Genomic DNA, 25,043 nt, shown 5'->3' on the forward strand with positions numbered 1-25,043 from the left:
ATTTTTGTGGGTTGGCCTTCCTACTTCCAGACGCGGCACTGTCCTACAAGCAACTAAGCTGAAGTTTGCTACACTTAAATGCAGTAGCACACCTGCACGGCAGGCAGGAGACAGGCAGCCTTGGCTGCCATCAGTGGCAGAAGCGAGTTCAAGCGCTGTTGTGCGCCTCATCTTGTTGCAAGGCGCTACTATCTTTCTCACCGCCGTCAGCCGATCACCAGCGGTAGAAGCCAGCGTTGCATAGACCGTATTAACCGAGACCCTACATGCCCAGCCAAGATGAGATTTTGAAAGCCAAAATTTTGGTCGTCGACGATTCGCCCGACAATGTCGACCTGATGCTGGAAATCCTGCGCGATGCCGGCTATACCAATGTCACGGCCACCATGCGTCCGGCCCAGGTCTGCCCCCTGCACCGGGAGCATTGCTACGACTTGATCTTGCTGGATCTGCAAATGCCGGAACTGAATGGTTTTCAGGTCATGAAGGGCTTGAAGGAAATCGAGCATGGCGGCTACCTGCCCGTGCTGGCCCTGACGGCGCAGCCGAGCTTCAAGATCGCCGCCCTGGAAGCGGGGGCGCGCGACTTCATCAGCAAGCCCTTCGACCTGATGGAAGTGCACAAGCGCATCCATAACATGCTGGAAGTGCGCCTGCTGTACAAGGAACTGGCCCAGTACAGCAAGCAGCAGCAGGAACTGGCCCTGCACGACCCGCTCACGGGCCTGCCCAACCGGCGCCTGCTGGAAGACCGCATCGAACATACCTTGCGGCAATCGGCCCGCAACCGGGGCAAGTCGGCCATCCTGTACCTGGACCTGGACGGCTTCAAGACCATCAACGACAGCTACGGCCACGGCTATGGCGATGAGATCCTGAAGATGGTGGCGGCGCGCCTGGTGGGCGCCTCGCGCAAGGAAGACACGGTGGCGCGCATCGGCGGCGACGAATTCGTCATCGTGCTGGGCAACCTGGCCGGCAAGGGCGACGCGCGCGAACCCGCCGCCAAGCTGATCGAGGTAATTTCCGAACCGTATTTCATCAACGACCTGACCCTGCGCCTGTCGACCAGCATCGGCATCGCCATCTACCCGGACGACGCCAGCACGGTCGAATCGCTGCTCGGTGCAGCCGACACGGCCCTGTATGAAGCCAAGCGCGCGGGCAAGAACCGCTTTTGCTGCTCGCCCCACGAAGTAATCGCCTCGCAGGTGAACATGCAGAAAAGCGGCATGCCCTTGATCGCCTGAGCTTACTTTCCGCGCGACACATGAAAAAACCGGCAAGCCTCACGGCAAGCCGGTTTTTTTCTGCCTGGGAGGCTTTATTTCTTGCCAGCCGTCACTTGATGCTGGCCCGCGTGCTGATGGTCCGTTTGCGCATTCACGGTGTCCGGCGCCACTTCGATGCGCGTGATACCCGCATCGACGGAAATCGGGTCGCTGGCGGGGAAAGTCATTTCCACGGCGTCGTCGAGCAGTTCTTCCTTGGCCCGTTCTTCGCCGCTCATGCCCTCCTCATCGGCCAGGATGGCCAGCGCACTGGCCCATTTGACGAAATTGAGGTTGGACAGTTCGCGCACGGTGTGCACGCCAAACGCCTGCTGCAAGGCCTTGGCATCCTTCGCGCTGACGCCGCGCAGGGCGCTGATGGGGGCATTGACGATGTCGCGGAAGCTTTTGTCGGCATATTCCTGGTCGACGATGGTATCGATATTCATGGCATGTCCTTTCGTTTCGGTAAGCGGGCCTCTGCGCCCTGCGCCGCGAGGCGCCAAGGCTGCAGGGGGTAATGCACAGCCCCACTATGGCAGCGTGCGGTGTCCCGGTATGTGCGCAGCCGTACGTAACGACGGTAACTGTGCCCCCTTGGCGCAAACGATAATCTTGCCTATGATATAAAAATGATGGGAGGAGATTAAAATTGCCGAAAAGACAGAAATTTTCCATCCATGCGCCCTGTGATGAAATCCTCATGTATGATCCACCACTTGAATTTGGTCCACCTTTCACCATTCACGGGGCGCTATGTCCGCACAAACAGATCCGAACAAGGAAGCGGCCCAGGCCGATGCGGAACGCGCCGCCGATCTCAGCGAGTTGCTGGGTCATGTCAACACCAGCTGGGATAATGAACGGCGCGCCCTGTCGCGCCAGCTGCACGACAGCCTCGGTTCATCGCTGACGGCGCTGACCATGCACCTGTCGCTGCTGACGCAAAAAATGCCGCAGGAAGCGGCCCTGCTTGACCGTGCTGCGACCATGAAGCAATTGCTGCTGAATGTGATTGAAACCAACCGGCAAATGCAGATGAAGCTGTGGAACGACAAGCTGGAGTTTCTTGGCGTCAATGTGGCGCTGGGCGAACTGGCCGCGCAGTTTGCCGAACAGCACAAAATCACCGTGCGCTGCAGCCTGCCCGACGATGAACTGATTTGCCCCCGTAACGTGGGCGTGGCGCTGCTGCGCACACTGGAAGAGGCGCTCAGCAACATCGCCACGCACGCCAACGCCACAGAAGTGGACATCATCATCGATGACAATGACGAAGCGCTGATGATGACCGTCAAGGATAACGGCAATGGACTGCCGGCCAGGGAACCCGTCGAAATGAGCAAGCACGGCCTGCGCTCCGTGCGCGAGCGCGTGCACTACCTCGGCGGCAGCCTGAGCCTGACCGCCAACCCGCAAGGCGGCACGGCCCTGACCGTCGTTTTGCCGCGCATTAGTCCGAAAGAATAGTCCTTACCAGGCAGCACCAAGCCAGATGCCTGCGGGAGCGCTCTGCCCCGCGCAGCGATTCGACGACAGGAGACCTCATGCAACGACTCATCCCCACCCTGCTGGCAGCGCTGCTGGCCATGAGTACCGCCCAGGCTGCGGAAAAAACCGTGCCGCCGCCCGAAACCGTGGACAAGCTGGCCTGGCTGGCCGGCTGCTGGAACGTCGACGGCGCCGAACCCGGCTCCGGGGAACAATGGAGTACGGCCGCCGGCGGCACCCTCCTCGGCACCAGCCGCACCGTCAAGGGCGGCAAGACGACAGCCTTTGAATTCGTGCAGATCCGCCTCACCGAACCGGGCCAGTTGGCCTACATCGTGCAGCCGTCAGGCCAGCCGCCTGTGATTTTCAATCTATTGCGCCAGGACAAGCCGAATGAATTCATCTTCGCCAACCTGGACAATGACTTTCCCAGCCGCATCATCTACCGCCACGACAGCGAGCGCATCTTGCACGCCAGCATCACCGGCACGATGAAAGGCAAGCTCACCACCATAGCCTTCCCCATGACGCGGGGCCGCTGCGAAGCGGCGCCAGTGGCGCGAAGCAAATAAAAAGGGGCCGCAAGGCCCCTTTTTATTGTTGACATCAACGGTTTAATGCAGCTTGACCTGCGGCGTACTGCGCTTGATCAGGAAGCGCCCCATGGCCATGACGGCCGTGCGCACGCCGCCCAGCACGGCATTGTGGTGCATCAAATGCAGGCTGACATACATCATGCGCGCAACAAATCCTTCCACGAACCAGCTCAGCCCCTTCAGGGAACCCATCAGGGTGCCCACGGAGGTAGTACGTCCGAACGACACGAGCGATCCGTAGTCGAGGTACTCGTACGGCTTGGTTTGCGGCGGCTTGCCCTTCGCTTGCAGCAGGAAGGTTTTCAGCAGGTAATCGGCTTGCTGGTGGGCAGCCTGGGCGCGAGGCGGCACCAGCTTGCCGTCCGGCCCCGTGCAGGCGGCGCAGTCGCCCAGCGCGAAGATATTCGCATGGCCCTGCACATTGAGCATGCCCGTCACTTCCAGCTGGCCGGCGCGGTTGGTCGGCAAGCCCAAAGTCGACAGGAATTCCGGCGCGCGGATGCCGGCGGCCCACACGCAGATATCGGCCGCATAGCTGGTGCCGCTGGCCACCGTCACCTTGTCGGCTTCGATCGTGGTGACGCGCGTATCGGTCACCACGCTAATGCCATGCTTGTGCAGCAGTTTCGAGGCGGCGATGGACACACGCTCGGGCAGCGGCGCCAGGATGCGCGGCGCCCCTTCGAGCAGGGTGATGCGCACGTCCTTGATGGCGTTGAGATTCTGAAAACCATACGCGGCATACACGCCACTCGCTTCGCGCAATTCGGCCGCCAGTTCCACGCCCGTGGCGCCGCCGCCGATGATGACGATGTCAACCCCAGGATGACCTGCATCGCCCTGGCGCTGCTCGGCCATGGCCAGCAGTTTCAACAGCGTCAAACGGAAACGTTCGGCGTCTTCCGTGGCATTCAGGGAAATGGTGTTTTCCTTGGCACCGGGCACGCCGAAGTAATTCGAGGTGCTGCCCACGGCCAGCACCAGTTGGTCATAGCTGACCGTGCGCTGCGGCAAGAGCTGTTCATCCTTATCGGTGGCGATGGCGCCCACGGTGAGGCTGTTCGACGCGGCGTCGAGCGCGATCAGGGGGCCATAGACATAGGTAAAACCATTGTCATGCGCCAGCATCTGGTACGACAGGCCCTCTTGGTGAATATCCAGGGTACCGGCCGCCACCTCATGCAGCGACGGCTTCCATATATGGTAGAGGCGGCTGTCGACCAGGGTCACCTGGCCGGGGCCGAGCTTGCGGCTGAGTTTGCAGGCCAGCTCCAGGCCGCCTGCGCCGCCACCTACGATGACGATTTTACTATGCAAATATCCTCCTGCTTGCTTGTTTAGTCCCTGCGCCCGTTGCCGTTGCCATGGCCTCTGCCCGGATTGTCATCATGCTTGTCGCGCCTGCCTTCATGCTTGTCGCGCTTGTCATCATGCTTGTCATCATGGCCGCGATCACGGTCATGGTCATGGTTGCCGTAGTCCGGGCGGCCATGCTGTTGCGGCGGACGTCCACCGGGACGACCATGATCGCCATGCTGCTGGCGATAGCGGGGAGCATATTGATTGTTATACCAACTATCTTGGACGAAATACACCTCTTGGTTACAGGCATTATACCTGCGGCAGTGCTTGGACCAGTTTTTCGCATGGCCGGGCGGCACGCGCAAATAGATGGGCCGGGCGGCACGCGCAAATAGATGGGCCGGGCCGAATAGTATTGCGGGCGCTGCACGATGACTGGCTGGGCGTAGATCAATTGCGGCGCGGGATAATCGCCGATGTCGAGGCGTCCGTAAAAGCCGGGCTGGCCGACGGTGACGGAGACACCGACCTGGGCAACAGCGGCGGTGGCGGCCGACAGCAAGACGGCGGCAAGCACAAGGGTTTTCATGGGGACATTCCTTTTATCAGTTATGCCGCCATTGTAGACCTTGTGCGCCACCCTGTTTGTTCGCAAGGACACATAAGGAATGGCGTTACCATCTCACCACAGCTTGCCCAAAGGCACGACCAGTCCGCTGAATAGCGACCAGTCCGGCGACGACGCCGTCAAGCCCCGCGCCATGCCGATATCGACGGCCAGCCGTGGCGTGGGACTGTAAGTGGCTGCCAGCAGCAACTGCGCCGTGGCCGGCGCACCGCGCAAACGCGTTCCAGACACTTCCGCCGTGGCACCCCAGCGCGCGCTGACTGGCGTGGAAAAGGAGGCCGCCCAGCCCGTTTGCACCCTGCCCGTCGCCGGGTCGGACGCGCCCAGGCGCGTGGCGTTCAGGTTGACGTCCATGTGCACGGCGCCCAAGTCGCGGCTGACAATGCCGTTCAGCGACACGTCGCTCTTGCCGCTGCCGATGGCGTCCTTGGCCGTCGCTAACTTCCAGCCCAGTTCCAGGCCCAGCGCCGTTGCGCTGTCGAGCTCAAAGGCGCGCTTGAGCACGACGGTCGTGTCGCCCAAGCCCGTCTCGCGCCGGCCCGTTTCATCGCGCGCACGCACGATCCCCTCGCCTTCGAGCAGCACGCCCCATTCGGGCGTGAACGCCAGCTTGAAGGTGTATGGCAGGCTGGCGCGGCGCGTATCGTCCGTTTTCGACAACAGGCCACCGGCCTCGAATTCCAGCTGGCCCGGCACGGGCAGCTGGGCGGGGCTGGCCACGGAAGGCCGGTAAGGCAGGACAGGATCACCGTCCTGCGCCAGCGCCAGGGCCGGCAAGGACAGCAGGGAGAAACACAGCAACGGCAAGCGGAGAGAAGACATGGAAGACCCGGAAGTGGCAAATGCGCAAAAGCGACAGCCTACCACCAAGCCCAGGCGTGCGTGTTGCGCCCGGTACTGCCGCGGTCAAGCCAGGCGCCGCACTCCCTGCCTGGCGGCGGGCGCTGGCCGGCGCAGCGGCGTGACGTTGCTGGCCGGGGCCGCGGCCAGCTGTTGCGCCTGGGCATGCAGGCGGAACACGCCCACCAGTTCCGTCAAGGTCTGCGCCTGGTCTTGCAGCGATTCGGCGGCGGCGGCAGCCTCTTCCACCAGGGCCGCATTCTGCTGTGTCACCTGGTCCATCTGCAGCACGGCCTGGTTGACTTGCTCGATGCCGGCGCTCTGTTCGGCGCTGGCGGCCGTGATTTCCTGCATGATATCGGCCACCTGGCGCACGCTGGCGACGACTTCATCCATCGTCTTGCCCGCGTCATGCACGAGCCTGGAACCGATTTCCACCTGCTCGACGGAGTCGCCGATCAGGGTCTTGATTTCCTTGGCGGCCTGGCTGGACCTTTGTGCCAGGTTGCGCACTTCGGACGCCACGACGGCGAAACCGCGCCCCTCCTCGCCCGCCCTGGCCGCTTCCACTGCCGCGTTCAAGGCGAGGATATTGGTCTGGAAGGCAATGCTGTCGATGACGCTGATAATGTCGACGATCTTGCGCGAAGAGGCATTGATCGATTCCATCGTCTGCACCACCTGCCCCACCACGGCGCCGCCCTTGCCGGCCACGTCGGACGCGGCGCCGGCCAGCGCATTAGCCTGGCGCGCATTGTCCGCGTTCTGGCGCACGGCCGAGGTCAGCTGCTCCATCGAGGACGCCGTTTCTTCCAGCGAACTGGCCTGCTCTTCCGTCCGGGATGACAGGTCGAGGTTGCCCTGGGCAATTTCACTGGAGGCCGTATGGATGGTGTCCGTACCCGAACGCACCTGGCTGACGATGCCCACCAGCTTGTCGCGCATGGTTTTCATGGCGAACAGCAGGCTGGCGTTGTCATGGCTGACCGTGCGGATATCCACGGTCAGGTCGCCCTCGGCGATGGCGCCCGCGATCTTGACGGCATACGCCGGCTCGCCGCCCAGCTGGCGCGTCAGTCCGCGCGTGATCAGCGCGCCCAGCGCCAGACCGGCCGCCATACTGCCCAGCACCAGTGCGAGCATGAAGCTGCGGCTGGCCTGATACACGCCCGACGCCTGCGCCGCTGCGGCCTTGGCGCGCTCTTCTTTCTGCAGCGAGAGTTTATCCAGCATGCCGTCGAGCTCGTCCGCATGCTGGCGCGTCTTGTTGAGCAGTTCAAGCAGTTGCGCGCTGCGCTGGGACAGCGGCTCGGCTGCAGCCAGCGCCAGCGCCTGTTGCATGGTGGCGATATATTCCGCTTCGACGGCGGAAAAACGGGCAAACAGCTCCTTGGCGGCCGGCGTGACGAACAGCGGTTCCGCCTTGGCAAGGTAGCTTTTGTTTAATTCGAGGAATTTTTCGATGTCGGCCTGGCGCATGGCGCGCTCCTCGGCGGTAGTGGCCAGCAAGAAATTACTACGGGCGCGGCCCACTTTGATCAGGGCGATGTTGGCTTCCTTGATGTGCGACAAGCCCAGCAATTCGCTGTTGTACATCTGCCCCGCCATGGTATCGATCTTGCCCATATTGAAGATGCCGATACCGGCCACGACGGCCCCCATCAGCGCAACACAAAAAAATGCCGCCAGCAAGCGCGTTCCCACCTTCATCCGGTTCAACATGTTTTCTCCCATAGACTGGCCGATACTCGATGCAACTGGAGCTTACTGGCTTGAATATAAAGAAAAAACACAGAAAAAAATGCTCGGATTGTCACCAAATAATAATTCCTTGATATGCAACAACATGCAAAACGGCTTGCCATGCTAGGCAAGCCGTTCGACCTGACACCGGTCATGCGGGAGACTAATGCCCGCTGTGGCCGGCCGGCTTGCGCACCGTCATCTCGACGCCGCCCTTCACGGCCGGTTTGCCGGCGCCCTGGCCGCGCACCGGCTCCGGCAACGCGCCCGTCCATTCATAGGCCACGCTGCCGGCCGGGTGCTTGTACCAGCCCGGGTCGCGGTAGTCGCCCGGCTTCTGGTCCTTGCGCACCTTCACCGTGGTAAACATGCCGCCCATGCCGATGGCGCCGAAGGGGCCGTCGCCGGCCATCATCGGCAAGGTATTGTCGGGAATCGGCATCTGCATCTCGCCCATGTCGGCCATGCCGCGCTCGCCCATCACCATGTAGCCGGGCACAAGCTGGTTGATCTTCGCCGCCACGCCCTGGTGGTCGACGCCGATCATGGTGGGCACGTCATGCCCCATGGCATTCATCGTGTGGTGCGACTTGTGGCAGTGGAAGGCCCAGTCGCCCAGGTCCGTGGCCATGAATTCCACGGCCCGCATCTGGCCCACGGCCACGTCCGTCGTCACTTCGGGCCAGCGCGATTCGGGGCGCGTCCAGCCGCCATCGGTGCCCGTCACCTCGAATTCATGGCCATGCATGTGAATCGGGTGGTTGGTCATGGTCAGATTGCCCACGCGCACGCGGACCTTGTCGCCCTGGCGCACCACCATGGGATCGATGCCTGGGAAGACGCGGCTATTAAACGTGAACAAATTGAAATCCGTCATGGTCATGATCTTCGGCGTGTAGCTGCCGGGATCGATGTCGTAATTACTGAGCAAGAAGACGAAATCGCGGTCCACCTTCATGAAGTTCGGGTCTTTCGGGTGCGTCACCCAGAAGCCCATCATGCCCATGGCCATCTGCGTCATTTCATCCGCATGCGGGTGGTACATGAAGGTGCCAGGCCGCTTGGCGACGAATTCATACACGAAAGTCTTGCCGGGAGGAATGCCCGGCTGGGTCAGGCCCGTGACGCCATCCATGCCGTTGGGCAAACGCTGTCCATGCCAGTGCACGCTCGTGTGTTCCGGCAATTTATTGGTGACAAAAATGCGCACACGGTCGCCTTCCACCACTTCGATGGTGGGGCCAGGCGACTGGCCGTTGTAACCCCACAGGTTGGCTTGCATGCCGGGCGCCAGTTCGCGCACGACAGGCTCGGCCACCAAATGGAATTCCTTGACGTTGTTGTTCATGCGCCAGGGCAAGGACCAGCCATTCAGGGTGACGACGGGGTGGTACGGACGCCCGTTCGGTGGTGGCGGCGGCGCCTTGGTGTCGGCGCCAGCCATGCTGACGGCTTCCGGCAACGATGCCGCACCCACGCGACTCACCGCTGCCGCACTCAGGGCGACGGCACCCGCATTCATGAAAAAGTTTCTACGTGTAATCATCATTATTCCTTCGCGGCTGGGCCGCTGCCATTGATGGCCGATTGCAATTCGGTTTGGGCGATCCAGAAATCGCGCTGGGTCTCGATCGCGCTGTTCACGCTGGCGACCTGTTCGCGCGCATCGGCCAGCAATTCGAACACGCTGGCCAGCATACCGTTGTAGCGCAGTAATACTTCATGCGAGATCGTCTTGCGCAGCGGCACGACTTCATCGCGGTAGTGGCGCGCCAGGTCGTAGGCCGTGCGGTAGCTGGAATACGCTACGCGCACTTCGGAGCGGGCCTGCACCGCCGTGCCTGCCGTGCGCTGCAGCGACTGCTCATACAAGGCTTGCGCCCTGGCGTTGCGCGCCGAGCCCCAGTCGAACAGGGGCAATTCCAGCGACACCTCATAGCCATTCTCGCGCGGCGCCTCGCTCGTGCTCTTGTTGGTATAGCCCACGTCGAGCACATTGACGAAACCCGTGACCTTGGCCAGGCCCAGTGCGTCGGCCGTGGCATGCGCATCAAGTTTCGCTCTTTGCACGTCGAGGCGCTGTTCCATGGCCTGCGCCTCGATATTGCCCGCCTCCACCGCCTGGGCCGGCAAGTCGGGCAGGCGCGACGGTAAAGTAAAGCTGGCCTGCTTGCCCCACAGGCCCAGCAGACGCGTCAGGTGCTCACGCGTCACCAATGCCTGATGGCGCGCGCGGGCCAGGTCGCCGACAGCATCGGCATAAAACACTTGCTGGCGCGCCTGGTCGAGGCGGCTCCAGTTGCCCGCCTGCTGCAAGCGCGTGGCCAGCTCGGCACCCGCCTCGGCCGACAGCAGTGCCCGCTGCATGAAAGCTTCCGTCTGCACGGCGGCGACAGCATTGAAGTAGGCGCGACGCGTGTCCGACGCCAGTTGCACGGCGCTGATGGCTGCCTGCAGCTTGGCTTGCTCGAAACGGCCCCGCTCGATATTCACGCGCATCGGCATGGTCAGCAGGCCGGCCAGGTCGAAACTGACGCCCCGGTCGATTTCATTGCCATGGCTACCATGCGAGCGGCCGAATGACAGGCCGGGATTGCGCAAGCGCCCCGCCTGTACCAGGTCCGCCTCGGACGCGCCAAGTTCGGCCAGCGCCACTTTCATGCCGTGGTTGTTCATCAGGGCGATGCGCACGGCGCTGTCGGCGTCCAGGGGTTGGGCCAGCAATTGCGCCAGCCTGTCTTCGCCTTTGTCAGCCAGCGCTGCGGGGACACCCGTGCGGGCGTCGGCCAGCGCGGACACCGTTTGCATGCCGCCATCCGGGCTGAAGCTGGCGCAGCCACTGAGCAGCAGGACGGCCGCCAGCGCCAGCGGCGTGAGGCAAGTTGATTTTGTGAAACGGGCCATGTCAATGTCCTTCATGCTGGTGTTGCGGAGCCGGCTGGGGGGCCGGCTTGGCACTGGGCTTAGCCATTGGCGTCTTGTGGCCTTCCATCTTGTGGCCCTCCATCTTCATCATGCCCATGTGGCCGCCCGCCTTGCCGACTTTCTCGTTGAGGGCACGCCAGGCCTGGTCGGGCGTGGCGTCGTCTTCGGCGGCGGGTCGGTAGCCCGCGAAGGCGGAGCGGTATGTGGTGGCAGGCACGGGCGCTTGCGCCTCTTGCGGGGCGGATGGAACTGGCGTCGATGCGGCAGGGCTGGCAGCACTGGCGGCCAGCGGCAGCACGGCCAGCGCGAGGCTGAACAGGTGTTTCATGGTATTCCTTGATTGACAGGGTATGGCGCGGCAGGCGCGCTACTGGAACGCTGGCGCGGCCGGTGCAAGCTGCAGGATCAAGATGCAGGGACGTGCGACGGCGGCACCGCCAGGTTCAACGGGCGGTCAGGCGGAGTGCGTGCTTCTCGGGGGACGTTCGGGACCAAGCGGGATATGCCCGGCGAACAGGGAATCGGGCGCCAGCGCGGGAGGCGGCGCGCGCAGGGTCAAGGCGTGCAAGACTGGCATGCCGGGCGGCGCCGTGGCGCCCACGGTACACGCCCCATGGTTGCTGCAATCGTGGCCATGGTGCGTGGCGCCGCCATCGTCCATGGCCATTTTCATGGGCTGGTCCGTCATCCGCATGTCGGCCATATTGCCCATATTGCCCATATCGTGGCACTGGGGTGCCTGCACCTGCGCTGCCACGACGGTGACCGCCGCCGCCAGCTCGCCCACACAGCAGCTGCGCATGGCCGACGCAAAGCCCTGCAAGGGCAGCGTGACGGCCAGCAGCCAGAGCAGCGAGCGGGCGAGAAAGCGGAAAAAGGCGTGGTTCATGACAGGACTATAAACCTTCCCACATGAGGAAGGTCAAGTCCCTGTCAAGCTCGGCGGCCGTGCGTCAGCCAGATCACGTACACGCCGTAGTAGCCCTGCCCCTCCAATATGACCTGGCCATCGGCAAAATGGATTTTCTCCACTTTATTGACGGTGAAATACGCGCGGCCATCGGACGCCTCCACGTCGCCCCGGTAACGGGCGCGGGGCCGGCAGTAGCCGCTGGCGCGCCCGATGGCCCACATCAGGTCGCCGATCATGAAGTCGTCAATCATTTCGGCCAGCAGCGGCCGGTGGCCCGCCAGCATGCCCGTGATGTCGGGGTAGCCGGCGTCTCTGAGCGCGGGCAAGTCGCTTTCCTCGTATTGCAGGTCGTCTTCGCGGCAATCCTGCACGAAACTGTTGAACGGTTCGTCGAGCAGTCCCGCGAGCGCCGTTTCCGGCACGCTCAGGCGGAACGGATGCAGCGGCAGCACGCTGTGCTGGCCATAATTGAGTTCGCGGCAACCGAGATAGGCCAGCGGGTGCAGCTGGCCATTGACCTCGCAGCGGATGCCAAGTTCTTGCTCAAACGTCATCAATACTCATCCCTGCCATTTCTGCCATGCCCATTACTCTCTCGTTGCACCTTATCTTGGCCTCATGGTAAGCGCTGGCGGGCAAACCGGACAGACTCAGATTCAACAAAAAACAGCGGATCAGTTTATGCCGCACGGCACGCCTGTCAGGCCGGCTCGGCGAGACCCACCCGGTTGCGCCCATTTTCCTTGGCCACATACAGGGCCGCGTCGGCCGCCAGCAGCACGGCGTCCGCGCCGCGCTCCCCGTGCGCCGACGAGACCACGCCCAGCGAGACCGTAACGGCGCCCGCGCCGGGAATCACGGCGGCGGCCACCTTGGCGCGCAGGCGCTCGGCCACCTGCATGGCCACGTCCAGGTCGGCATCGGGCAACAGCATGATGAATTCATCGCCGCCATTGCGGCACAGCACGTCGGCATCGCGCGAACAGGCGCGCATCAGCTGCGCCAGGCGCAGGATGACGTCGTCGCCCACGGCATGGCCCCACTGGTCGTTGACTTGCTTGAAATGGTCGATGTCGATGGCGATGACGGAAAACGGCCGCGCCTGCGCCTGCCACTCTTCCAGCGCTGCCGCCATGCCACGCCGGTTCGACAGGCCCGTCAGCGGGTCCGTCTGCACGTCGGTCTTCAGCTTGCCGATCTTATTCTGCAGCAACGCCAAGCCTTTCAACAGAGCCTTCTTGATCTGTGCCGCCTCCACATACCAGGAGCGGATGGCGGCAATGTGCTCGGCCGTGCCCGCTGCATCCATGCGCCGTGCGCTCTCGGCCAGCTGCACCAGGGGCCGCGATATCAGACTGGCCAGCCACCAGATGAATGGCAAGCTCAGCAAGGCGATCGGCAGGGAATACCATATCGTATTGGCCATCAGCTGGTTCAGCGGTGCCAGGGTCATCGCCGTCGGCCGCTGCGCCACGATGCCCCAGCCCGTCGACGGCATGACGGCGTAGCCGGCCAGCATATCCACGCCCAGGCTGTTATGCATGCGCCGGCTGCCACCGCCCTGCTGCGCGATGATGGTGTCGATGACATCGTTGCTGCCAGCCACGTCGCCCAGGCGCTCGGGGTCCGGGTGGTACAGCAGGCGCCGGTTCTGGTCCACCACGTACAGATACGAGCCATCGCGGTAGTAATGCTGGCCCAGCATGGTGTACAGGATGTTTTTCTGTTTCAGGTAGATGCTGCCGCCCACATAGCCCAGGTAGCGGCCATCCTTGTCCACGATGGGATGGGAAATGAAGACCACCAGGTTGCCGGCAGAGGACATGTACGGCTGCGTCACCAGCGGACGCCGCTCGCGCAGCGCCTGCACGGCGCCAGCCGAATCGAGCGTGCGGTACTTGAGGGCCAGGGTTTCCGGCGACACCCCCAGCACCTTGCCCTGGGCGTCGACGATGAGCACGGAGTTGAAGCTGTTCGTTTGCAGGCGCAGGCGCTGCGCCTCGTCCGTCAGCCAGGCGTCATCCCCCATGCGCGGCGCCAGGCCGCCAGCGCTGTAGGCCAGCTGCTGGCGCGCCGACTGCAGGAAATCCTCGGCCGTGCTGGCCAACTTGCTCGCGTAGGCGTGGTTCGCTTCCAGCGTGGTATCGATCAGCAACTGGCGCTGCACGCTGTAGCTGGCAAAGAACGTATTGGCCAGGGACACCAGGGCGCTGGCAAAGGCCACGAGCACGATCAAACGGCGCAAATTCATGCGCAGAACAGGTTTAGTCCACATGGCGTCGGCAAGAGATAGGGAAATATTGCGCTAAAGAAAGGGCGCATTATACCGAGACACCCGTGCCAATATTGAAATGTTGGCATCCATAATCAAGGAACGTGTACAAGCGGCAACGCAGAGCGCTGCCGCCTTGACCTGCATCAAGCGTGGATGGCGTGCTTGCGTACCCAGTCCACATAGCGCTGCATCCAGCCCTGGAAGAAGCCCAGGCTGGCCGGGCCTATGCCGCCATGCTCGTCGAACAGGCCTTCCTTGGCCTGGATAAACATTTCGGGCTGGCCCAGCAGCGGCACATCCAGGTAAGCGAGCACGTTGCGCAAATGCTGCTGCGCCAGGGCCGTGCCCGTGGCACCCACGGAGACGCCCAGCACGGCGCCCGGCTTGCCGCCCCACACGCTCTGGCCATACGGGCGCGAGCCGTGATCGAGGGCGTTTTTCAGCACGCCGGGGATGGAACGGTTGTATTCGGGGGTGAGGAAGAGCAAGGCTTGCGACGCGGAAATGTCGGATTTGAGGCGCAGCACCTGCTCGGCCTGCGCGCCATCGTCATCCTGGTTGTACAGCGGCAAGTCGCCGATGTCGATATGTTTGAAGGAAAACTCGGGCGGCGCCAGCTTGATGATGGCGTCGGCCAGTTTGCGGTTGAAGGAATCCTTGCGCAGGCTGCCGACGATGATTGCAACTTGATATTGGCTCATGAAAGTCCCCGATAACGGTTAAAAGAAAGCCCTGGAGTGAAGCTCATACCAGGGCTATCTTGCCACACAATCATCGGTTTTGCGCTGCCTAGCGTGCGAAGTCAGCGCGCCTGAAAAAATGCTCAGGGCCAGGCGCCTTGCCGAAGACAGTACGAATGTACGGCAAGGCAAGGCAACAACGCCATGGGCGTTTTGGCAGGTTCGCTAACGTGCCAAGCCCCGGTATTCGCGGTAGTAACGCCCGCCCAGGTTGGTCAGCACCTCATAGCCGATGGTATTGGCCATGGCCGCCACCGCGTCAACCGGGTGTTCGGCGCAGATCAGGTCGACCAGGCTGCCCGGCGCGACACGCTCCTCGGCGATGGCGCTGACGTCCAGGGTAATGGAATCCATGGAAATGGCGCCGATCTGCGGCACTTTCACGCCATCGACGATGGCCAGGCCCTGGTTGCTCATGCTGCGCAGCCAGCCATCGGCATAGCCGACGGAAATAGTCGCCACCTGGCGCGGCTCGCTGGCCGTGTAGCGGCGGCTGTAGCCCACGTGGTCGCCGGCGGCAATCGTGCGCGTCTGCATGACCTTGCCTTGCAGGCGCACCACGGAACGCAGGGGATTGGGCTCGCCGCCCTGCGGCGCGATGCCGTACAGGGCCGCACCGGGGCGCACCAGGTCAAAGTGAAAATCGGGCGACAGGAAAATGCCCGAGGAATTGGCCAGGCTGGCGCGGTATTGCGTCAAACGGGTGCGGATGGCGATGAAACGGGCCAGTTGCTCGCCATTCATGGGGTTGTTGCGCTCGTCGGCACACGCCAGGTGGCTCATGATGTAGCGAACGTTGATGCCGTCAAGAAAGTGTGCATCATCCAGCCAGGCGTCGATTTCCTGCGGCGACAAGCCCATGCGCGACATGCCCGTATCGACCTGCACGACGGCGTTCAGGGTGGTGCCCAGTGCTTGCGCATGTTTGCGCCAGCCCGCCACCTGCGGCTCGCTGTTGAGCACTGGCGTCAGGCCGTGGGCCGTGAATTCAGCTTCCGTATCGACGGGCGGGCCATGCAGCACGAAGATTTCCGCGTCCGGCGCCACATGCGGGCGCAGGCTGATGCCCTCTTCCAGGTGGGCCACGAAGAAATGGCGGCAACCCTCTTCATACAGGGCCGCGCCCACTTGCGCGGCGCCCAGGCCATACGCGTCGGACTTCACCACAGCCGAGCAGGCGGCCGGGTGCGCCTTGTCGCGCAGCAAGCGGTAGTTGGCGCGCACGGCGTCCAGGTCGACCGTCAGGATGGCGCCGCTACGCTCCTTGGCAGGCATGCTACCGGCCATCTCAGGCTCCCGCGTATTGCAATTTGCCGCCGCGCTGCGCGCCGCTGTAGCGGCTGACAGACAGGTCGTCGGCCAAAATGGCCGGCTGTTTCGACGACATCAGGTCGGCCAGCAATTGCGCCGAACCGCAGGACATGGTCCAGCCCAGGGTGCCGTGGCCCGTGTTGAGGAACAGGTTGCGCAGCGGCGTGCGGCCGACGATCGGCGTGCCGTCCGGCGTCATCGGGCGCAGACCAGTCCAGAAGGTGGCTTCCGCCGTGTTGCCGCCGCCGGGGAACAGGTCGTTGACGACCATTTCCAGGGTTTCGCGGCGGCGCGGATTCAGGTTCAGGTTGTAGCCGGCGATTTCCGCCATGCCGCCCACGCGGATGCGGTTGTCGAAACGCGTCACGGCAATCTTGTACGTTTCATCGAGGATGGTCGACACGGGCGCCTTCGCCGCGTTGACGATAGGCACGGTGATCGAATAGCCCTTCAGCGGATACACGGGAATATCCAGCAGCGGTTTCATGAAGCCCGTCGAGTAGGAACCCAGGGCCACCACATAGGAATCGGCCTTGACGATTTCCGCGCCGCATTGCACACCAGCGATTTCATCTCCCTGCGTGAGCAAGGCATCGATCGACACGCCGTAACGGAACTTCACGCCCAGCGCCTCGGCCATCTCGGACAGGCGGGTGGTAAACAGCTGGCAATCGCCCGTTTCATCGTTGGGCAGGCGCAAGCCGCCGAACAGTTTTTCCTTGACCGCTTCCAGGGCCGGCTCGGCACGCGACAGCTCGTTGCGCTGCAGCACTTCATACGGCACGCCCGCGTCTTTCAATACTTCGATATCCTTGGCGGCGTCGTTGTATTGCTTTTCGGTACGGAACAATTGCATCGTGCCTTGCTGGCGGCCTTCATAGGTGATGCCGGCCTCCGCGCGCAGCACTTTAAAGCAGTCGCGGCTGTATTCAGCCAGGCGCACCATGCGTTCCTTGTTCACCGCATACGCTTCCGGTGTGCAATTACGCAACATCTGCCACATCCATTTGAGCTGGGCGGCGCTGCCGTCGAGCGAGATGGCCAGTGGCGCGTGGCGCTGCATCATCCACTTCACGGCTTTCAGGGGAATGCCGGGCGCGGCCCATGGCGAAGCGTAGCCGGGCGAGATTTGCCCCGCATTCGCGAAGCTGGTTTCCAGTGCCGGGCCCGGCTGGCGGTCGATGACGGTCACCTCATGTCCTGCCTTGGCCAGATAGTAAGCACTGGTGACGCCGATGACGCCGCTACCCAGAATCACGATACGCATAGTTTCCTCATTATATTTTTTAGGCTGGTGCCAGATTAACCGCTATCATATTGGGAAAGAGCCAGTATTTGTTCACGTATAAATCGAGATATTCAGCAATAAATCATGAGAATCCTTAAAGAATCGGCACGTGGCCTCGACAAGCTGGACCGCCACATCCTGCGCATCCTGCAACAGGATGGCCGCATCTCGATGAAAGACCTGGGCGAACAGGTGGGCCTGTCGATCACGCCCTGCATCGAGCGGGTCAAGCGCATGGAGCGCGACGGCGTCATCACGGGCTACCACGCCAAGGTGAACCCGGCCGCGCTGGGCGCCAAGCTGCTCGTCTTTGTGGAGATTACGCTCAATCAAAAATCGGCGTCTGCCTTCGAACAATTCCGCCGCGAAGTGCTGCAAATTCCCGAAGTGCAGGAATGCCACCTGGTGTCGGGCGACTTCGATTACCTGATCAAGGCGCGCATCCATGAAATGGCCGAGTACCGCAAGCTGCTGGGCGACATGCTGTTGCAACTGCCGGGCGCCGCGCAATCGAAAAGCTATGTGGTGATGGAAGAAATCAAGGAAACCCTGGCGCTCTCGACCGACGTATTGCAGAGCAGGTAAAAAGTAGCGCCAGCCGGTACCGGCAGCATCGTTTTATGCTCCTTTGTATAATCTTGTAGCACATTCGTGGCGACCCAAGCACACTCCCTCCTGACATCACGCCCGTCCCCTCTGAGATTGGAAGCAGTGATGCACATTGGGAGTCCGTATGAACACATTGATAAAACTGGCAGCTTCCTGCCTCGCGGGCCTGGCCGTGGCCATGTGCACCGCCAGTGAATACAAGGTCAACCGCGCGCCGGACAATGGCGCCATCTACCAAAACATCAAGGTCGGCAAGACCACCCGCCTCGACCTCGACGCGGCCCTGGGCAACGCCACCGTGGTCAGCTTCGATCCAGGCTATGAAGTCTGGGTCTACAAGAACCAGCTGCAAACGCCCAAGGTGACGCGGCTGATCCCCCTGCTGGGCGAAAAAGGCACGCGCGAAGTGGCTGTCATGTTCGACCAGGCGGGTGTCGTCAGGAAATTCCGGATACACGAGCCACGCAAGTAGGCGGCCGATGCGCCGCAGCGCAAGCCACCACGCCCGCCAGTAACAGCATGCTGGCCGCAGCCTCGGCAAGCGTGGGCCAGCGCTGCTCCCACAGATAGCCGTACAGCAAGGCAAACAGGAATTCAAACACAATCATCTGCCCCATCAGGGTCAGCGGCAAGACCCGGCTGGCATGGTTCCACAAGCCATTGCCAACGACGGAACACAGCAGCGCGACACCCGTGACAACGCCGGCAAACTGCAGCCAGGCCATGTCGGCATGCGCGGCGGGCGCGGCAAGTGCGACGGGAATGGCCAGCAGCAGCGCGGCACCACCCGTGACCACGCCCGTCAGCAAATTCCACTCCTGCGCCGAGACCGAGCGCAACCGCCCCAGCCAGCGGCTGTTACCGACCGCATACACCGTCCACGACAGCAGCGCAGCCAGCGCACACAGCAAACCCAACAGGGATGCATGGCCCGCATGCCCGAGCGACTGCCAGCTAATGCAGGCCAACCCGGCTGCGCTCAGCAGTAGCGAGGGAAGCAGGCGCCGTAACGGCACGGCATGCCGGTCGCGGCTGCCCACGAGCGTGACGACCAGCGGCAGCAAGCCGATCACCATCGACGTCATGGCCACGCCACCGGCCTGCACGGCGCTGGCCAGCAGCACGTAATACACGATATTGCCTGTCAGGCTGAGCCAGATCAGCCCGCGCCATTCGCGCCAGGTCAGTACGCGCAGCAGGCGCCGCCACGACGGCGCGACCAGCACGGCCGCGATCAGGCCATACGCGAGGTAGCGGCCCACGGACAGTTCCAGCGGCTGGAAGGCGGGGATCAGCGCCGGCGCCAGGAACACCAGCCCCCATAGCGCGCCCGCGGCTATGCCGGCCAGCATGCCCAGCAGGCTCTTGTTTTCTTGATGCATGTTCAATCTCCTGAAAAGGAGATTGTGGCAAGTCTGCCGCGTCCATTCTTGGCACCAGCTACTGCCTTGTTGACCGTTTCTCGCGACATGCGCGCCGGTAGGCGGCAGGCGTGACATCCATGCTGTCGCGCATGGCCCGCGTCAGCGCGCTCTGCTCGGAAAAGCCGGCCGCCAGCGCGATCCCGGCTAGGCTGGCGTCGCTGGCGGCAAGCAGTTCGCAAGCGCGCGCCATGCGCTGCTGCAACAGCCAGGCATGTGGACTGGCACCCATTTCCTCGCGGAACAACGCGTGCAGGCGGCTGACACTGAGGTTGGCGAAGCGCGCCATCGACGCCGTCGACCAGGGCAAGCCAGGCTCGGCTTGCACACGGGCAATGAGCGCCCCCAGGCGCGAACGGGGCTGCGGGTCTCCCACCAGCAAGGTATCGAGCAATAGCGGCGTCCAGGCCGTGACGATGGCCGGCGTCAGCGCCTCCTGCTGCGCCATCAGGCCCAGGTATTCGATCAGCTTGCGGGCGCCCGGCCCGATCGCCGTATAGGGACGCTCCAGCAGCAACTGCCAGCAGCCCCTGGCCACGGTGGCCGCATCCACATCGAGGATGATGGAGTGGTTGGCCACCTGGCTATGCTGGGCATGCCATGTATTGGCCGGGATCACCACGCCCAGCTGCGTATCCACCTTCCCCGGCCTGCCGTCGATGTCCAGCAACAGCTGGCCATGCAGGGGCAGCACCAGTTGCACGAAATCGTGCCGGTTCGGCGCGCCGATTTCCGCATAGCTGCGAAAGCTGAAGTCGATGGCAGAGTGTGGTGTGCTGGACATGGCGAGGCCGCCTGGGCGAAGAATCCCCCATTTTATCAGCAGGCAGGTGCACCGAGACGCGCGCCTGGCGCTGCCCACTTGCCCTACACTGGCATTTTATCTTTCCCTACCTCCATGCAACGACCTGCGAACCTCGCCCACATTTCGGTGGAAAAAGACTGGCAACACACCACAGCGTATCCACCGCTCGGCTTCGCCCCCTTCTTCGAAGGTGCGCTGGGCAATGGCGACACCTTCGGCCTGTACTGGCCCATCGGCCGCGAAGGGGCCGAACCGATCGTCGTCGAAACCTGGCACGACGAATGGCGTATCCAGCCGCACTTTTCCAGCCTGGCGGCGTTTTTGCAAGCCCATGCGGCTGCGGAGGACGAGTACGTCGCCACGCCCTCGCTGGCCGACGACCCCGCCTCGCCGCGCGCCGCCTTCCTGGCGGCCAAGGAACAGATCGCCCAGCGCAACCCGGACGAGGCCATCGCCCTGCTGGAAGCGGCGCTGGCCATCGTTCCCGAATATACGGATGCGCTGGTACTGCTGCATGGCCAGTATGTGCGCGCGGGAAGAACCGATGCAGCCGTCAAGGTGGCCATCCAGGCGATCATATCGCCACCGTCCTTTGGCGGCCCGCCATTCAAGGCCTTGCAATGGCTGCGCACGCAGCCGGTGCCGGATGGGGAACTTGATCCCATCTGGCGCGCCTGCGGGCAGCTGTCGTTCAACTTTGGCGGCAGCAAGGAGAATACGGACTACCCCGTGCTGCTGGCCGCCATAGAAAGCTATCTGGAGCACGGCAACTACCGTTGCGCCTCGACCCTGATGCAGACGTATGCGGAACTGATGAGCGCGGAAACCGTGTCCTTCCAGGAGCGCTACGCTTTCGAGCCGGCCGCCTTCATTGCACGGCAAATCGCCGTCAGCGCGAGGCTGCCCCAGGGCAGCCGCGACCCGGCAGCGCTATGGTTGTCGGGCATGGCTTAGTTGCTGCCGGAACAGCTTGCGATACGCCGAAGGCGACGTCTGCAGGCTGGCGCGGAAATGCTGGCGCAGGGACAGGGCCGTGCCGAAGCCGGCCTCTTGCGCCACGACATCGATCGAGGCGGCGCTTTTTTCCAGCAAGCCTTGCGCATGCGCCAGGCGCTGGCTCAGCAGCCACTGCTTGAACGAGGTACCCATGGCCTGGCGGAAGTGGCGCGTGAAGTTGCGCCGGCTCATGGCAGCCTGTTCGGCCAGCGCGTCGATGCTGTGCGCCTGGTCCAGCTTGGCGGTCACGCTAGCGAGCACGTCGGCAAAGCGCCCTTCGCTGCCGGACACGGGCAGCGGGCGCTCGATGAATTGCGCCTGCCCGCCCTGGCGGTGCGGCGCCACCAGCAAGCGGCGCGCCACCCTGTTGGCCACCTCGGCGCCCGCCAGCTGGCGCAACAGATGCAGGCAGCAATCGAGGCCGGCCGCTACGCCGGCCGACGTCAGCACGGCGCCATCGTCCACATACAGCACTTCCCGGTCCACCCTGACCTTGGGATAACGGGCCGCCAGCCGCTCCGCCATGCCCCAATGTGTGGCCGCGCGCTTGCCATCCAACAAGCCTGCCTGCGCCAGGGGAAACGCGCCCAGGCACAGTCCCACCATGCGCGCCCCGCGCCGGCCGGCCGCCTGCAGCGCCGCGACCAGGGGCTGCGGCGCATCGCGGCAATCGTCGTGCCAGGCCGGCATGATGACGATATCGGCGCCCTCCAGCCCTTCCAGTCCGAACTCGGGCGTAATGGCAAAGCCGGCCGTCGTGCGCAAGGGCGCGGGATCGGCGGCGCACACGCGCACATGAAACTGCGGCAGATCGGCCTCGTCCGTCTGGGCGCCAAACACGAGGCAAGGCACGGACAGGTGAAATGGCGTCATGCCGTCGAAAGCGATCACGGCGATGCTCAAGGGAGCGGAAGAAGCGGGAATAGTAGGCATGGCCCGATTTTATCGCATAAAGTCCTTTGGGCCACTTTTTGTTTGCATCGCGCGGCCTGACAATGGCCTTATCGAGGAGCTAATTCCTCCTTTCAACCTTGCCAGGAGAACCCATGTCCACCGAAATATCCACCACCGCGCGCCGCGCCCTGCTCGTCATCGATGTGCAAAATGAATACTTCACGGGCGACATGCCCATCGAATATCCGTCCGTCGAGATATCCCTGCCGAATATCGTCACCGCCATGGCCGCCGCCCGCGCCGCCGGCGTGCCCGTGATCGTCGTCCAGCACGACGCGCCGGAAGCCTCCCCCATCTTTGCCAAAGGCAGCGATGGCTGGCTGCTGCATCCGCAAGTGGCCGCCTTCCCCGCCAACCACCGCATCAACAAGACCATGGGCAGCGCCTTTGCGGGTACGGACTTGCGCGCCTGGCTGGAGGACCATGGCATCGATACCCTAACGGTAATCGGCTACATGACCCACAACTGCGACGCCGCCACCATCTACCACGCCGCGCACGACGGCTTGCAGGTGGAATTCCTGCAAGACGCCACCGGCACCCTGTCCTACGCCAACGCGGGCGGCACGGCCAGCGCCGAGGAAATCCACCGCGTCTTCAGCACCGTGTTTCATTCGAATTTCGCCGCCGTCGTCAGCACGCAGGACTGGCTGGCTGCCGTGCGAGAAGGCAAGCCGCTGGAAAAGGACAATATTTATCTGTCGAACCAGCGCGCGCGCAAGGCGCAGGCGAACTGACGCCGGCGGGAATGGACGGGTATCATGCGTCCATTCCCTACTTGACGATGAACAATGCGAAAAATAACTGTGCTGGGCTTAACGACTGCGGGGGTTTTCCTGCTGGCCACGACAGCGCTGGTGCTGGCGGGACTCAACGACAAGCTGGCGCCCGCCGACGTGATCGTCGTGCCCGGCAATACGATCATGCCGGACGGCACGCCCAGTCCCCGCCTGCAGGCGCGGCTCGACGTGGCGCTCAAGCAGTTCCAGCAACACAGGGCGCCGCGCATCCTTGTCAGCGGTGCGACGGGCAAGGAAGGGTTCGACGAAGCGGCTTCCATGGCCCGCTACCTGGTCAAGCACGGCGTGCCGGCCAGCGCCATCATCGAGGATAATCAAGGCTGGACCACGGATGCCACGGCGCGCAATACGGCGCTTCTCATGCGCGCGCACGGCTGGAAGACAGCCATGGTAGCCACGCAATACTTTCACGTGCCCCGCTTCCGGCTGGCTCTGGCGCGGGCCGGCATAGCCGTCAGCGGCAATGTGCATGCGCCCTATTTTGAGCTGCGCGATTTATATTCAATTCCCCGGGAAACGGCAGGCTATGCAGTGTATTATTCTTTTCACCACTAATTATAAAGGGGATGGAATACATGCGGAAATTGCTACTGGTTTTTTCTTTTATTGCCGCCTGCGGCGTCCTCAATTCCGGCTTTGCCCAGAAAATAGAAGAAATCGCCTTGCGCGATTTCACGAAATGCAGCGCCGACAATAAAAGCACGGGTTATGCCACACCGTGCAAAGATGCGCTGGCCAGCACGGATGTGGAAAAAGCGCTGGCATTGTCCGCAAAACAAAACTTTTCACTCCATATTGAAGGCGATACGCTGTTGCTTGCCGCGAAGGTCGTCTCCGGCGATATTCAGTACGCAGGCAAGCCTTATCTGTGCTGCGACATACAGGCTTATCTCGACCCCATCGCCGATGGCATCTATGCAGCGAAGTTTCGCTGGAAAGAGATGGACAAATCGCTGCTGGAACTATCCCTAATGAATGTAGCCCAACCTTCCAGCCGTAGCATTACCTACAATGGCAGCGGGCAATTTCCTGACCCACTCAGCAACATAGATAAATCCGTGCTCAAGAATGCGGGCATGGAACTGACCGAACACGCATTTGAAATCAACCAGGAATTCGGCATGCGCAAGATCACCGTCATCAAAGGTGATGCATGCCTGCTAAGCGTAGCGCCATGCCAGGTAATTTACACGGCCGATGGCAAGTCACTCGAATTCATGGTCAAAAGAGCACTGCTCGATAAACGCGATTTGAGCCGATTTGTTTTTGTGGGCATTCATGCATCGGAGGATAAGGAACATGCGATTAACATCCGCATTGAAGAATTATTATTTGGCTACAATCCGGCCCGTTATGACGCCTTCATGCACTTTGTCACAGTCACGCTGGTGCAGCAGATAGAAAGACAGGCTGCTCCGCTAGCGCGCTACAGCGCAGGCTATTCGAATGGCGGCGCGTGGGCACTCGATATGCTACTGGACAAGCCCGATGTATTCAGTGGCGCCATTATCATGTCGCCGGCGCAGTGGCAATCGCGCACGGATACCCGCCTGCCGGCGCGCCGCGTCTTCGTAGGCGCCGGCCTGCTAGAAACGTCCTACCATGTCAATGCGCGTACCGTGACCACGAACCTGCGCGCACGCGGCGCCCTGGTGCAGGAAACCTACGTGCCCAGCGGTCATAGCATGAATACGTGGAGCAATGTCTGGAGCCGCTCACTGCTGGCCCTGTCGCAAGATGCACCGGTGCAGCGCCCATGATCGCCTTCAGCCTCGGTTTCATCCTGACGAGCTTGCTTGCCGTGCCGTCGTTGGCCGCCGCCGATGCGGAGCCGATTGGCGCCGCTGCAAGCCTGTATCTGTTTGGCGTGCTGATGCTGGGGGTGTGCATCGCCGCCTTTGGCGCGCTGGCGCGGCGTGTGGACGTGGCGCATGGCCACTGGCTGTCGTCCTGCGCGGGCGCGCTGTGCGGCGCGGTGCTGTATGGCAGTTTCGCGCTGGCATTTGCAACGCCATCGATCACAGCGAGCATAGCCTATGCCGCCAGCGCCCTGTGTGCCGCAGGCGCGGCCCTGTTGCTGCCGGGCCTGCTGAAGCGTGTAGCAAGGCTTATGACAAGGCCAGGCCAGTAAGCCG

The 25,043-nt window shown here is 62.7% G+C and carries 27 protein-coding genes; 10 read left to right on the forward strand and 17 right to left on the reverse strand.

Annotated elements, in window-relative coordinates:
• Positions 1-266: 266 nt before the first annotated feature.
• The gene (locus CLU92_RS10715) at positions 267-1,250 is read left to right on the forward strand and encodes a diguanylate cyclase domain-containing protein (protein WP_101481878.1); all 984 of its coding nucleotides are present in this window, start codon (positions 267-269) and stop codon (positions 1,248-1,250) included.
• Positions 1,251-1,324: 74 nt separating this feature from the next.
• On the opposite strand, the gene CLU92_RS10720 is transcribed toward CLU92_RS10715, so the two are convergent.
• Positions 1,325-1,720, reverse strand: coding sequence for a hypothetical protein (locus CLU92_RS10720; RefSeq protein WP_101481879.1), 396 nt, complete (start codon positions 1,718-1,720; stop codon positions 1,325-1,327).
• Between the two features lie 307 nt (positions 1,721-2,027).
• Here CLU92_RS10720 and CLU92_RS10725 point away from each other — a divergent pair, with 307 nt between their 5' ends.
• On the forward strand, positions 2,028-2,741 hold the full coding sequence (locus CLU92_RS10725; protein WP_101481880.1) for a sensor histidine kinase: 714 nt from the start codon (positions 2,028-2,030) through the stop codon (positions 2,739-2,741).
• 77 nt (positions 2,742-2,818) lie between these two features.
• Positions 2,819-3,334 (forward strand): DUF6265 family protein, encoded by a 516-nt coding sequence (locus tag CLU92_RS10730; protein WP_101481881.1) that lies wholly within the window; start codon positions 2,819-2,821, stop codon positions 3,332-3,334.
• A 42-nt stretch (positions 3,335-3,376) separates the two neighbouring features.
• Here CLU92_RS10730 and CLU92_RS10735 read toward each other — a convergent pair whose 3' ends face one another.
• The 13 genes from CLU92_RS10735 to CLU92_RS10795 form a co-directional block, all read right to left on the reverse strand.
• On the reverse strand, positions 3,377-4,675 hold the full coding sequence (locus CLU92_RS10735; RefSeq protein WP_101481882.1) for an NAD(P)/FAD-dependent oxidoreductase: 1,299 nt from the start codon (positions 4,673-4,675) through the stop codon (positions 3,377-3,379).
• Entirely contained in the window at positions 4,668-5,249 is a 582-nt protein-coding gene (locus CLU92_RS10740) for a hypothetical protein (RefSeq protein WP_257561050.1), read from the reverse strand. Before CLU92_RS10740 ends, CLU92_RS10735 begins: the two co-directional genes overlap by 8 nt.
• A 93-nt stretch (positions 5,250-5,342) precedes the next feature.
• On the reverse strand, positions 5,343-6,110 hold the full coding sequence (locus CLU92_RS10745) for a transporter (protein ID WP_243858011.1): 768 nt from the start codon (positions 6,108-6,110) through the stop codon (positions 5,343-5,345).
• 84 nt (positions 6,111-6,194) lie between these two features.
• Positions 6,195-7,850: a methyl-accepting chemotaxis protein gene (locus CLU92_RS28435; protein WP_143452600.1), complete on the reverse strand. Its 1,656-nt coding sequence runs from the start codon at positions 7,848-7,850 to the stop codon at positions 6,195-6,197.
• 184 nt (positions 7,851-8,034) lie between these two features.
• Positions 8,035-9,417: a multicopper oxidase family protein gene (locus tag CLU92_RS10755; RefSeq protein ID WP_101481884.1), complete on the reverse strand. Its 1,383-nt coding sequence runs from the start codon at positions 9,415-9,417 to the stop codon at positions 8,035-8,037.
• Positions 9,418-9,419: 2 nt separating this feature from the next.
• Positions 9,420-10,775, reverse strand: a complete 1,356-nt coding sequence (locus tag CLU92_RS10760) for a TolC family protein (RefSeq protein ID WP_257561051.1) — start codon at positions 10,773-10,775, stop codon at positions 9,420-9,422.
• A gap of 1 nt (position 10,776) precedes the next feature.
• Positions 10,777-11,124, reverse strand: coding sequence for a hypothetical protein (locus tag CLU92_RS10765; protein WP_101481886.1), 348 nt, complete (start codon positions 11,122-11,124; stop codon positions 10,777-10,779).
• Between the two features lie 126 nt (positions 11,125-11,250).
• A complete protein-coding gene (locus tag CLU92_RS10770) occupies positions 11,251-11,685 on the reverse strand; it encodes a hypothetical protein (protein WP_101481887.1) in 435 nt (144 codons plus the stop codon).
• Positions 11,686-11,729: 44 nt separating this feature from the next.
• Positions 11,730-12,263, reverse strand: a complete 534-nt coding sequence (locus CLU92_RS10775; protein ID WP_101481888.1) for a hypothetical protein — start codon at positions 12,261-12,263, stop codon at positions 11,730-11,732.
• Between the two features lie 146 nt (positions 12,264-12,409).
• Complete coding sequence (locus CLU92_RS10780) at positions 12,410-13,984, reverse strand: sensor domain-containing diguanylate cyclase (RefSeq protein ID WP_101481889.1); 1,575 nt, start codon at positions 13,982-13,984, stop codon at positions 12,410-12,412.
• A 143-nt stretch (positions 13,985-14,127) separates the two neighbouring features.
• Complete coding sequence (locus CLU92_RS10785) at positions 14,128-14,685, reverse strand: NADPH-dependent FMN reductase (protein ID WP_101481890.1); 558 nt, start codon at positions 14,683-14,685, stop codon at positions 14,128-14,130.
• Positions 14,686-14,889: 204 nt separating this feature from the next.
• The gene (alr, locus tag CLU92_RS10790) at positions 14,890-16,011 is read right to left on the reverse strand and encodes an alanine racemase (protein WP_101481891.1); all 1,122 of its coding nucleotides are present in this window, start codon (positions 16,009-16,011) and stop codon (positions 14,890-14,892) included.
• Between the two features lies 1 nt (position 16,012).
• Positions 16,013-17,302, reverse strand: a complete 1,290-nt coding sequence (locus CLU92_RS10795; protein WP_101481892.1) for a D-amino acid dehydrogenase — start codon at positions 17,300-17,302, stop codon at positions 16,013-16,015.
• Between the two features lie 105 nt (positions 17,303-17,407).
• Between CLU92_RS10795 and CLU92_RS10800 the strand changes: the two genes are divergently transcribed.
• Together CLU92_RS10800 and CLU92_RS10805 are read left to right on the forward strand one after the other, a co-directional pair.
• Positions 17,408-17,908 (forward strand): Lrp/AsnC ligand binding domain-containing protein, encoded by a 501-nt coding sequence (locus tag CLU92_RS10800; RefSeq protein WP_034754979.1) that lies wholly within the window; start codon positions 17,408-17,410, stop codon positions 17,906-17,908.
• 148 nt (positions 17,909-18,056) lie between these two features.
• On the forward strand, positions 18,057-18,404 hold the full coding sequence (locus CLU92_RS10805; RefSeq protein ID WP_101481893.1) for a hypothetical protein: 348 nt from the start codon (positions 18,057-18,059) through the stop codon (positions 18,402-18,404).
• Here CLU92_RS10805 and CLU92_RS10810 read toward each other — a convergent pair.
• Complete coding sequence (locus CLU92_RS10810; protein WP_101481894.1) at positions 18,370-19,314, reverse strand: DMT family transporter; 945 nt, start codon at positions 19,312-19,314, stop codon at positions 18,370-18,372. The two genes, CLU92_RS10805 and CLU92_RS10810, sit on opposite strands and share 35 nt — an antisense overlap.
• Positions 19,315-19,372: 58 nt before the next feature.
• On the reverse strand, positions 19,373-20,137 hold the full coding sequence (locus CLU92_RS10815) for an AraC family transcriptional regulator (protein ID WP_101481895.1): 765 nt from the start codon (positions 20,135-20,137) through the stop codon (positions 19,373-19,375).
• Between the two features lie 114 nt (positions 20,138-20,251).
• On the opposite strand from CLU92_RS10815, the gene CLU92_RS10820 reads away from it, so the two are divergent.
• Positions 20,252-21,112 carry a tetratricopeptide repeat protein gene (locus CLU92_RS10820; RefSeq protein WP_143452601.1) on the forward strand — a complete coding sequence of 287 codons (861 nt, stop codon included), beginning with the start codon at positions 20,252-20,254 and terminating at the stop codon, positions 21,110-21,112.
• Here CLU92_RS10820 and CLU92_RS10825 read toward each other — a convergent pair.
• Positions 21,089-22,087: a GlxA family transcriptional regulator gene (locus CLU92_RS10825; RefSeq protein WP_180338492.1), complete on the reverse strand. Its 999-nt coding sequence runs from the start codon at positions 22,085-22,087 to the stop codon at positions 21,089-21,091. The genes CLU92_RS10820 and CLU92_RS10825 overlap by 24 nt on opposite strands.
• Before the next feature lie 113 nt (positions 22,088-22,200).
• Here CLU92_RS10825 and CLU92_RS10830 point away from each other — a divergent pair, with 113 nt between their 5' ends.
• Genes CLU92_RS10830 through CLU92_RS10845 form a run of 4 tightly spaced genes read left to right on the forward strand, consistent with a single transcriptional unit; the run spans position 22,201 to position 25,039 of the window.
• On the forward strand, positions 22,201-22,845 hold the full coding sequence (locus CLU92_RS10830) for a cysteine hydrolase family protein (protein WP_257561052.1): 645 nt from the start codon (positions 22,201-22,203) through the stop codon (positions 22,843-22,845).
• A 54-nt stretch (positions 22,846-22,899) separates the two neighbouring features.
• Positions 22,900-23,463 (forward strand): YdcF family protein, encoded by a 564-nt coding sequence (locus CLU92_RS10835; RefSeq protein ID WP_243858008.1) that lies wholly within the window; start codon positions 22,900-22,902, stop codon positions 23,461-23,463.
• Between the two features lie 20 nt (positions 23,464-23,483).
• A complete protein-coding gene (locus CLU92_RS10840) occupies positions 23,484-24,668 on the forward strand; it encodes an alpha/beta hydrolase-fold protein (protein ID WP_180338493.1) in 1,185 nt (394 codons plus the stop codon).
• Complete coding sequence (locus tag CLU92_RS10845) at positions 24,665-25,039, forward strand: hypothetical protein (RefSeq protein WP_101481899.1); 375 nt, start codon at positions 24,665-24,667, stop codon at positions 25,037-25,039. The genes CLU92_RS10840 and CLU92_RS10845 overlap by 4 nt, the downstream gene beginning before the upstream one ends.
• Positions 25,040-25,043 lie beyond the last annotated feature (4 nt).

Origin of the sequence: Janthinobacterium sp. 61 (assembly GCF_002846335.1) — a bacterium.
GTDB lineage: Bacteria > Pseudomonadota > Gammaproteobacteria > Burkholderiales > Burkholderiaceae_D > Janthinobacterium.

Coding starts and splice junctions, on each gene's coding strand:
- CLU92_RS10785 (WP_101481890.1), bottom strand. CDS start 14,685: ATGAGCCAATATCAAGTTGCAATCATCGTCGGCAGCCTGCGCAAGGAT.
- CLU92_RS10760 (WP_257561051.1), bottom strand. CDS start 10,775: ATGGCCCGTTTCACAAAATCAACTTGCCTCACGCCGCTGGCGCTGGCG.
- CLU92_RS10770 (WP_101481887.1), bottom strand. CDS start 11,685: ATGAACCACGCCTTTTTCCGCTTTCTCGCCCGCTCGCTGCTCTGGCTG.
- CLU92_RS10805 (WP_101481893.1), top strand. CDS start 18,057: ATGAACACATTGATAAAACTGGCAGCTTCCTGCCTCGCGGGCCTGGCC.
- CLU92_RS10755 (WP_101481884.1), bottom strand. CDS start 9,417: ATGATTACACGTAGAAACTTTTTCATGAATGCGGGTGCCGTCGCCCTG.
- CLU92_RS10720 (WP_101481879.1), bottom strand. CDS start 1,720: ATGAATATCGATACCATCGTCGACCAGGAATATGCCGACAAAAGCTTC.
- CLU92_RS10780 (WP_101481889.1), bottom strand. CDS start 13,984: ATGTGGACTAAACCTGTTCTGCGCATGAATTTGCGCCGTTTGATCGTG.
- CLU92_RS10825 (WP_180338492.1), bottom strand. CDS start 22,087: ATGCCTACTATTCCCGCTTCTTCCGCTCCCTTGAGCATCGCCGTGATC.
- CLU92_RS10810 (WP_101481894.1), bottom strand. CDS start 19,314: ATGCATCAAGAAAACAAGAGCCTGCTGGGCATGCTGGCCGGCATAGCC.
- CLU92_RS10730 (WP_101481881.1), top strand. CDS start 2,819: ATGCAACGACTCATCCCCACCCTGCTGGCAGCGCTGCTGGCCATGAGT.
- CLU92_RS10765 (WP_101481886.1), bottom strand. CDS start 11,124: ATGAAACACCTGTTCAGCCTCGCGCTGGCCGTGCTGCCGCTGGCCGCC.
- CLU92_RS10740 (WP_257561050.1), bottom strand. CDS start 5,249: ATGAAAACCCTTGTGCTTGCCGCCGTCTTGCTGTCGGCCGCCACCGCC.
- CLU92_RS28435 (WP_143452600.1), bottom strand. CDS start 7,850: ATGTTGAACCGGATGAAGGTGGGAACGCGCTTGCTGGCGGCATTTTTT.
- CLU92_RS10845 (WP_101481899.1), top strand. CDS start 24,665: ATGATCGCCTTCAGCCTCGGTTTCATCCTGACGAGCTTGCTTGCCGTG.
- CLU92_RS10830 (WP_257561052.1), top strand. CDS start 22,201: ATGTCCACCGAAATATCCACCACCGCGCGCCGCGCCCTGCTCGTCATC.
- CLU92_RS10815 (WP_101481895.1), bottom strand. CDS start 20,137: ATGTCCAGCACACCACACTCTGCCATCGACTTCAGCTTTCGCAGCTAT.
- CLU92_RS10835 (WP_243858008.1), top strand. CDS start 22,900: ATGCGAAAAATAACTGTGCTGGGCTTAACGACTGCGGGGGTTTTCCTG.
- alr (WP_101481891.1), bottom strand. CDS start 16,011: ATGGCCGGTAGCATGCCTGCCAAGGAGCGTAGCGGCGCCATCCTGACG.
- CLU92_RS10715 (WP_101481878.1), top strand. CDS start 267: ATGCCCAGCCAAGATGAGATTTTGAAAGCCAAAATTTTGGTCGTCGAC.
- CLU92_RS10725 (WP_101481880.1), top strand. CDS start 2,028: ATGTCCGCACAAACAGATCCGAACAAGGAAGCGGCCCAGGCCGATGCG.
- CLU92_RS10820 (WP_143452601.1), top strand. CDS start 20,252: ATGCAACGACCTGCGAACCTCGCCCACATTTCGGTGGAAAAAGACTGG.
- CLU92_RS10745 (WP_243858011.1), bottom strand. CDS start 6,110: ATGTCTTCTCTCCGCTTGCCGTTGCTGTGTTTCTCCCTGCTGTCCTTG.
- CLU92_RS10775 (WP_101481888.1), bottom strand. CDS start 12,263: ATGACGTTTGAGCAAGAACTTGGCATCCGCTGCGAGGTCAATGGCCAG.
- CLU92_RS10800 (WP_034754979.1), top strand. CDS start 17,408: ATGAGAATCCTTAAAGAATCGGCACGTGGCCTCGACAAGCTGGACCGC.
- CLU92_RS10795 (WP_101481892.1), bottom strand. CDS start 17,302: ATGCGTATCGTGATTCTGGGTAGCGGCGTCATCGGCGTCACCAGTGCT.
- CLU92_RS10840 (WP_180338493.1), top strand. CDS start 23,484: ATGCGGAAATTGCTACTGGTTTTTTCTTTTATTGCCGCCTGCGGCGTC.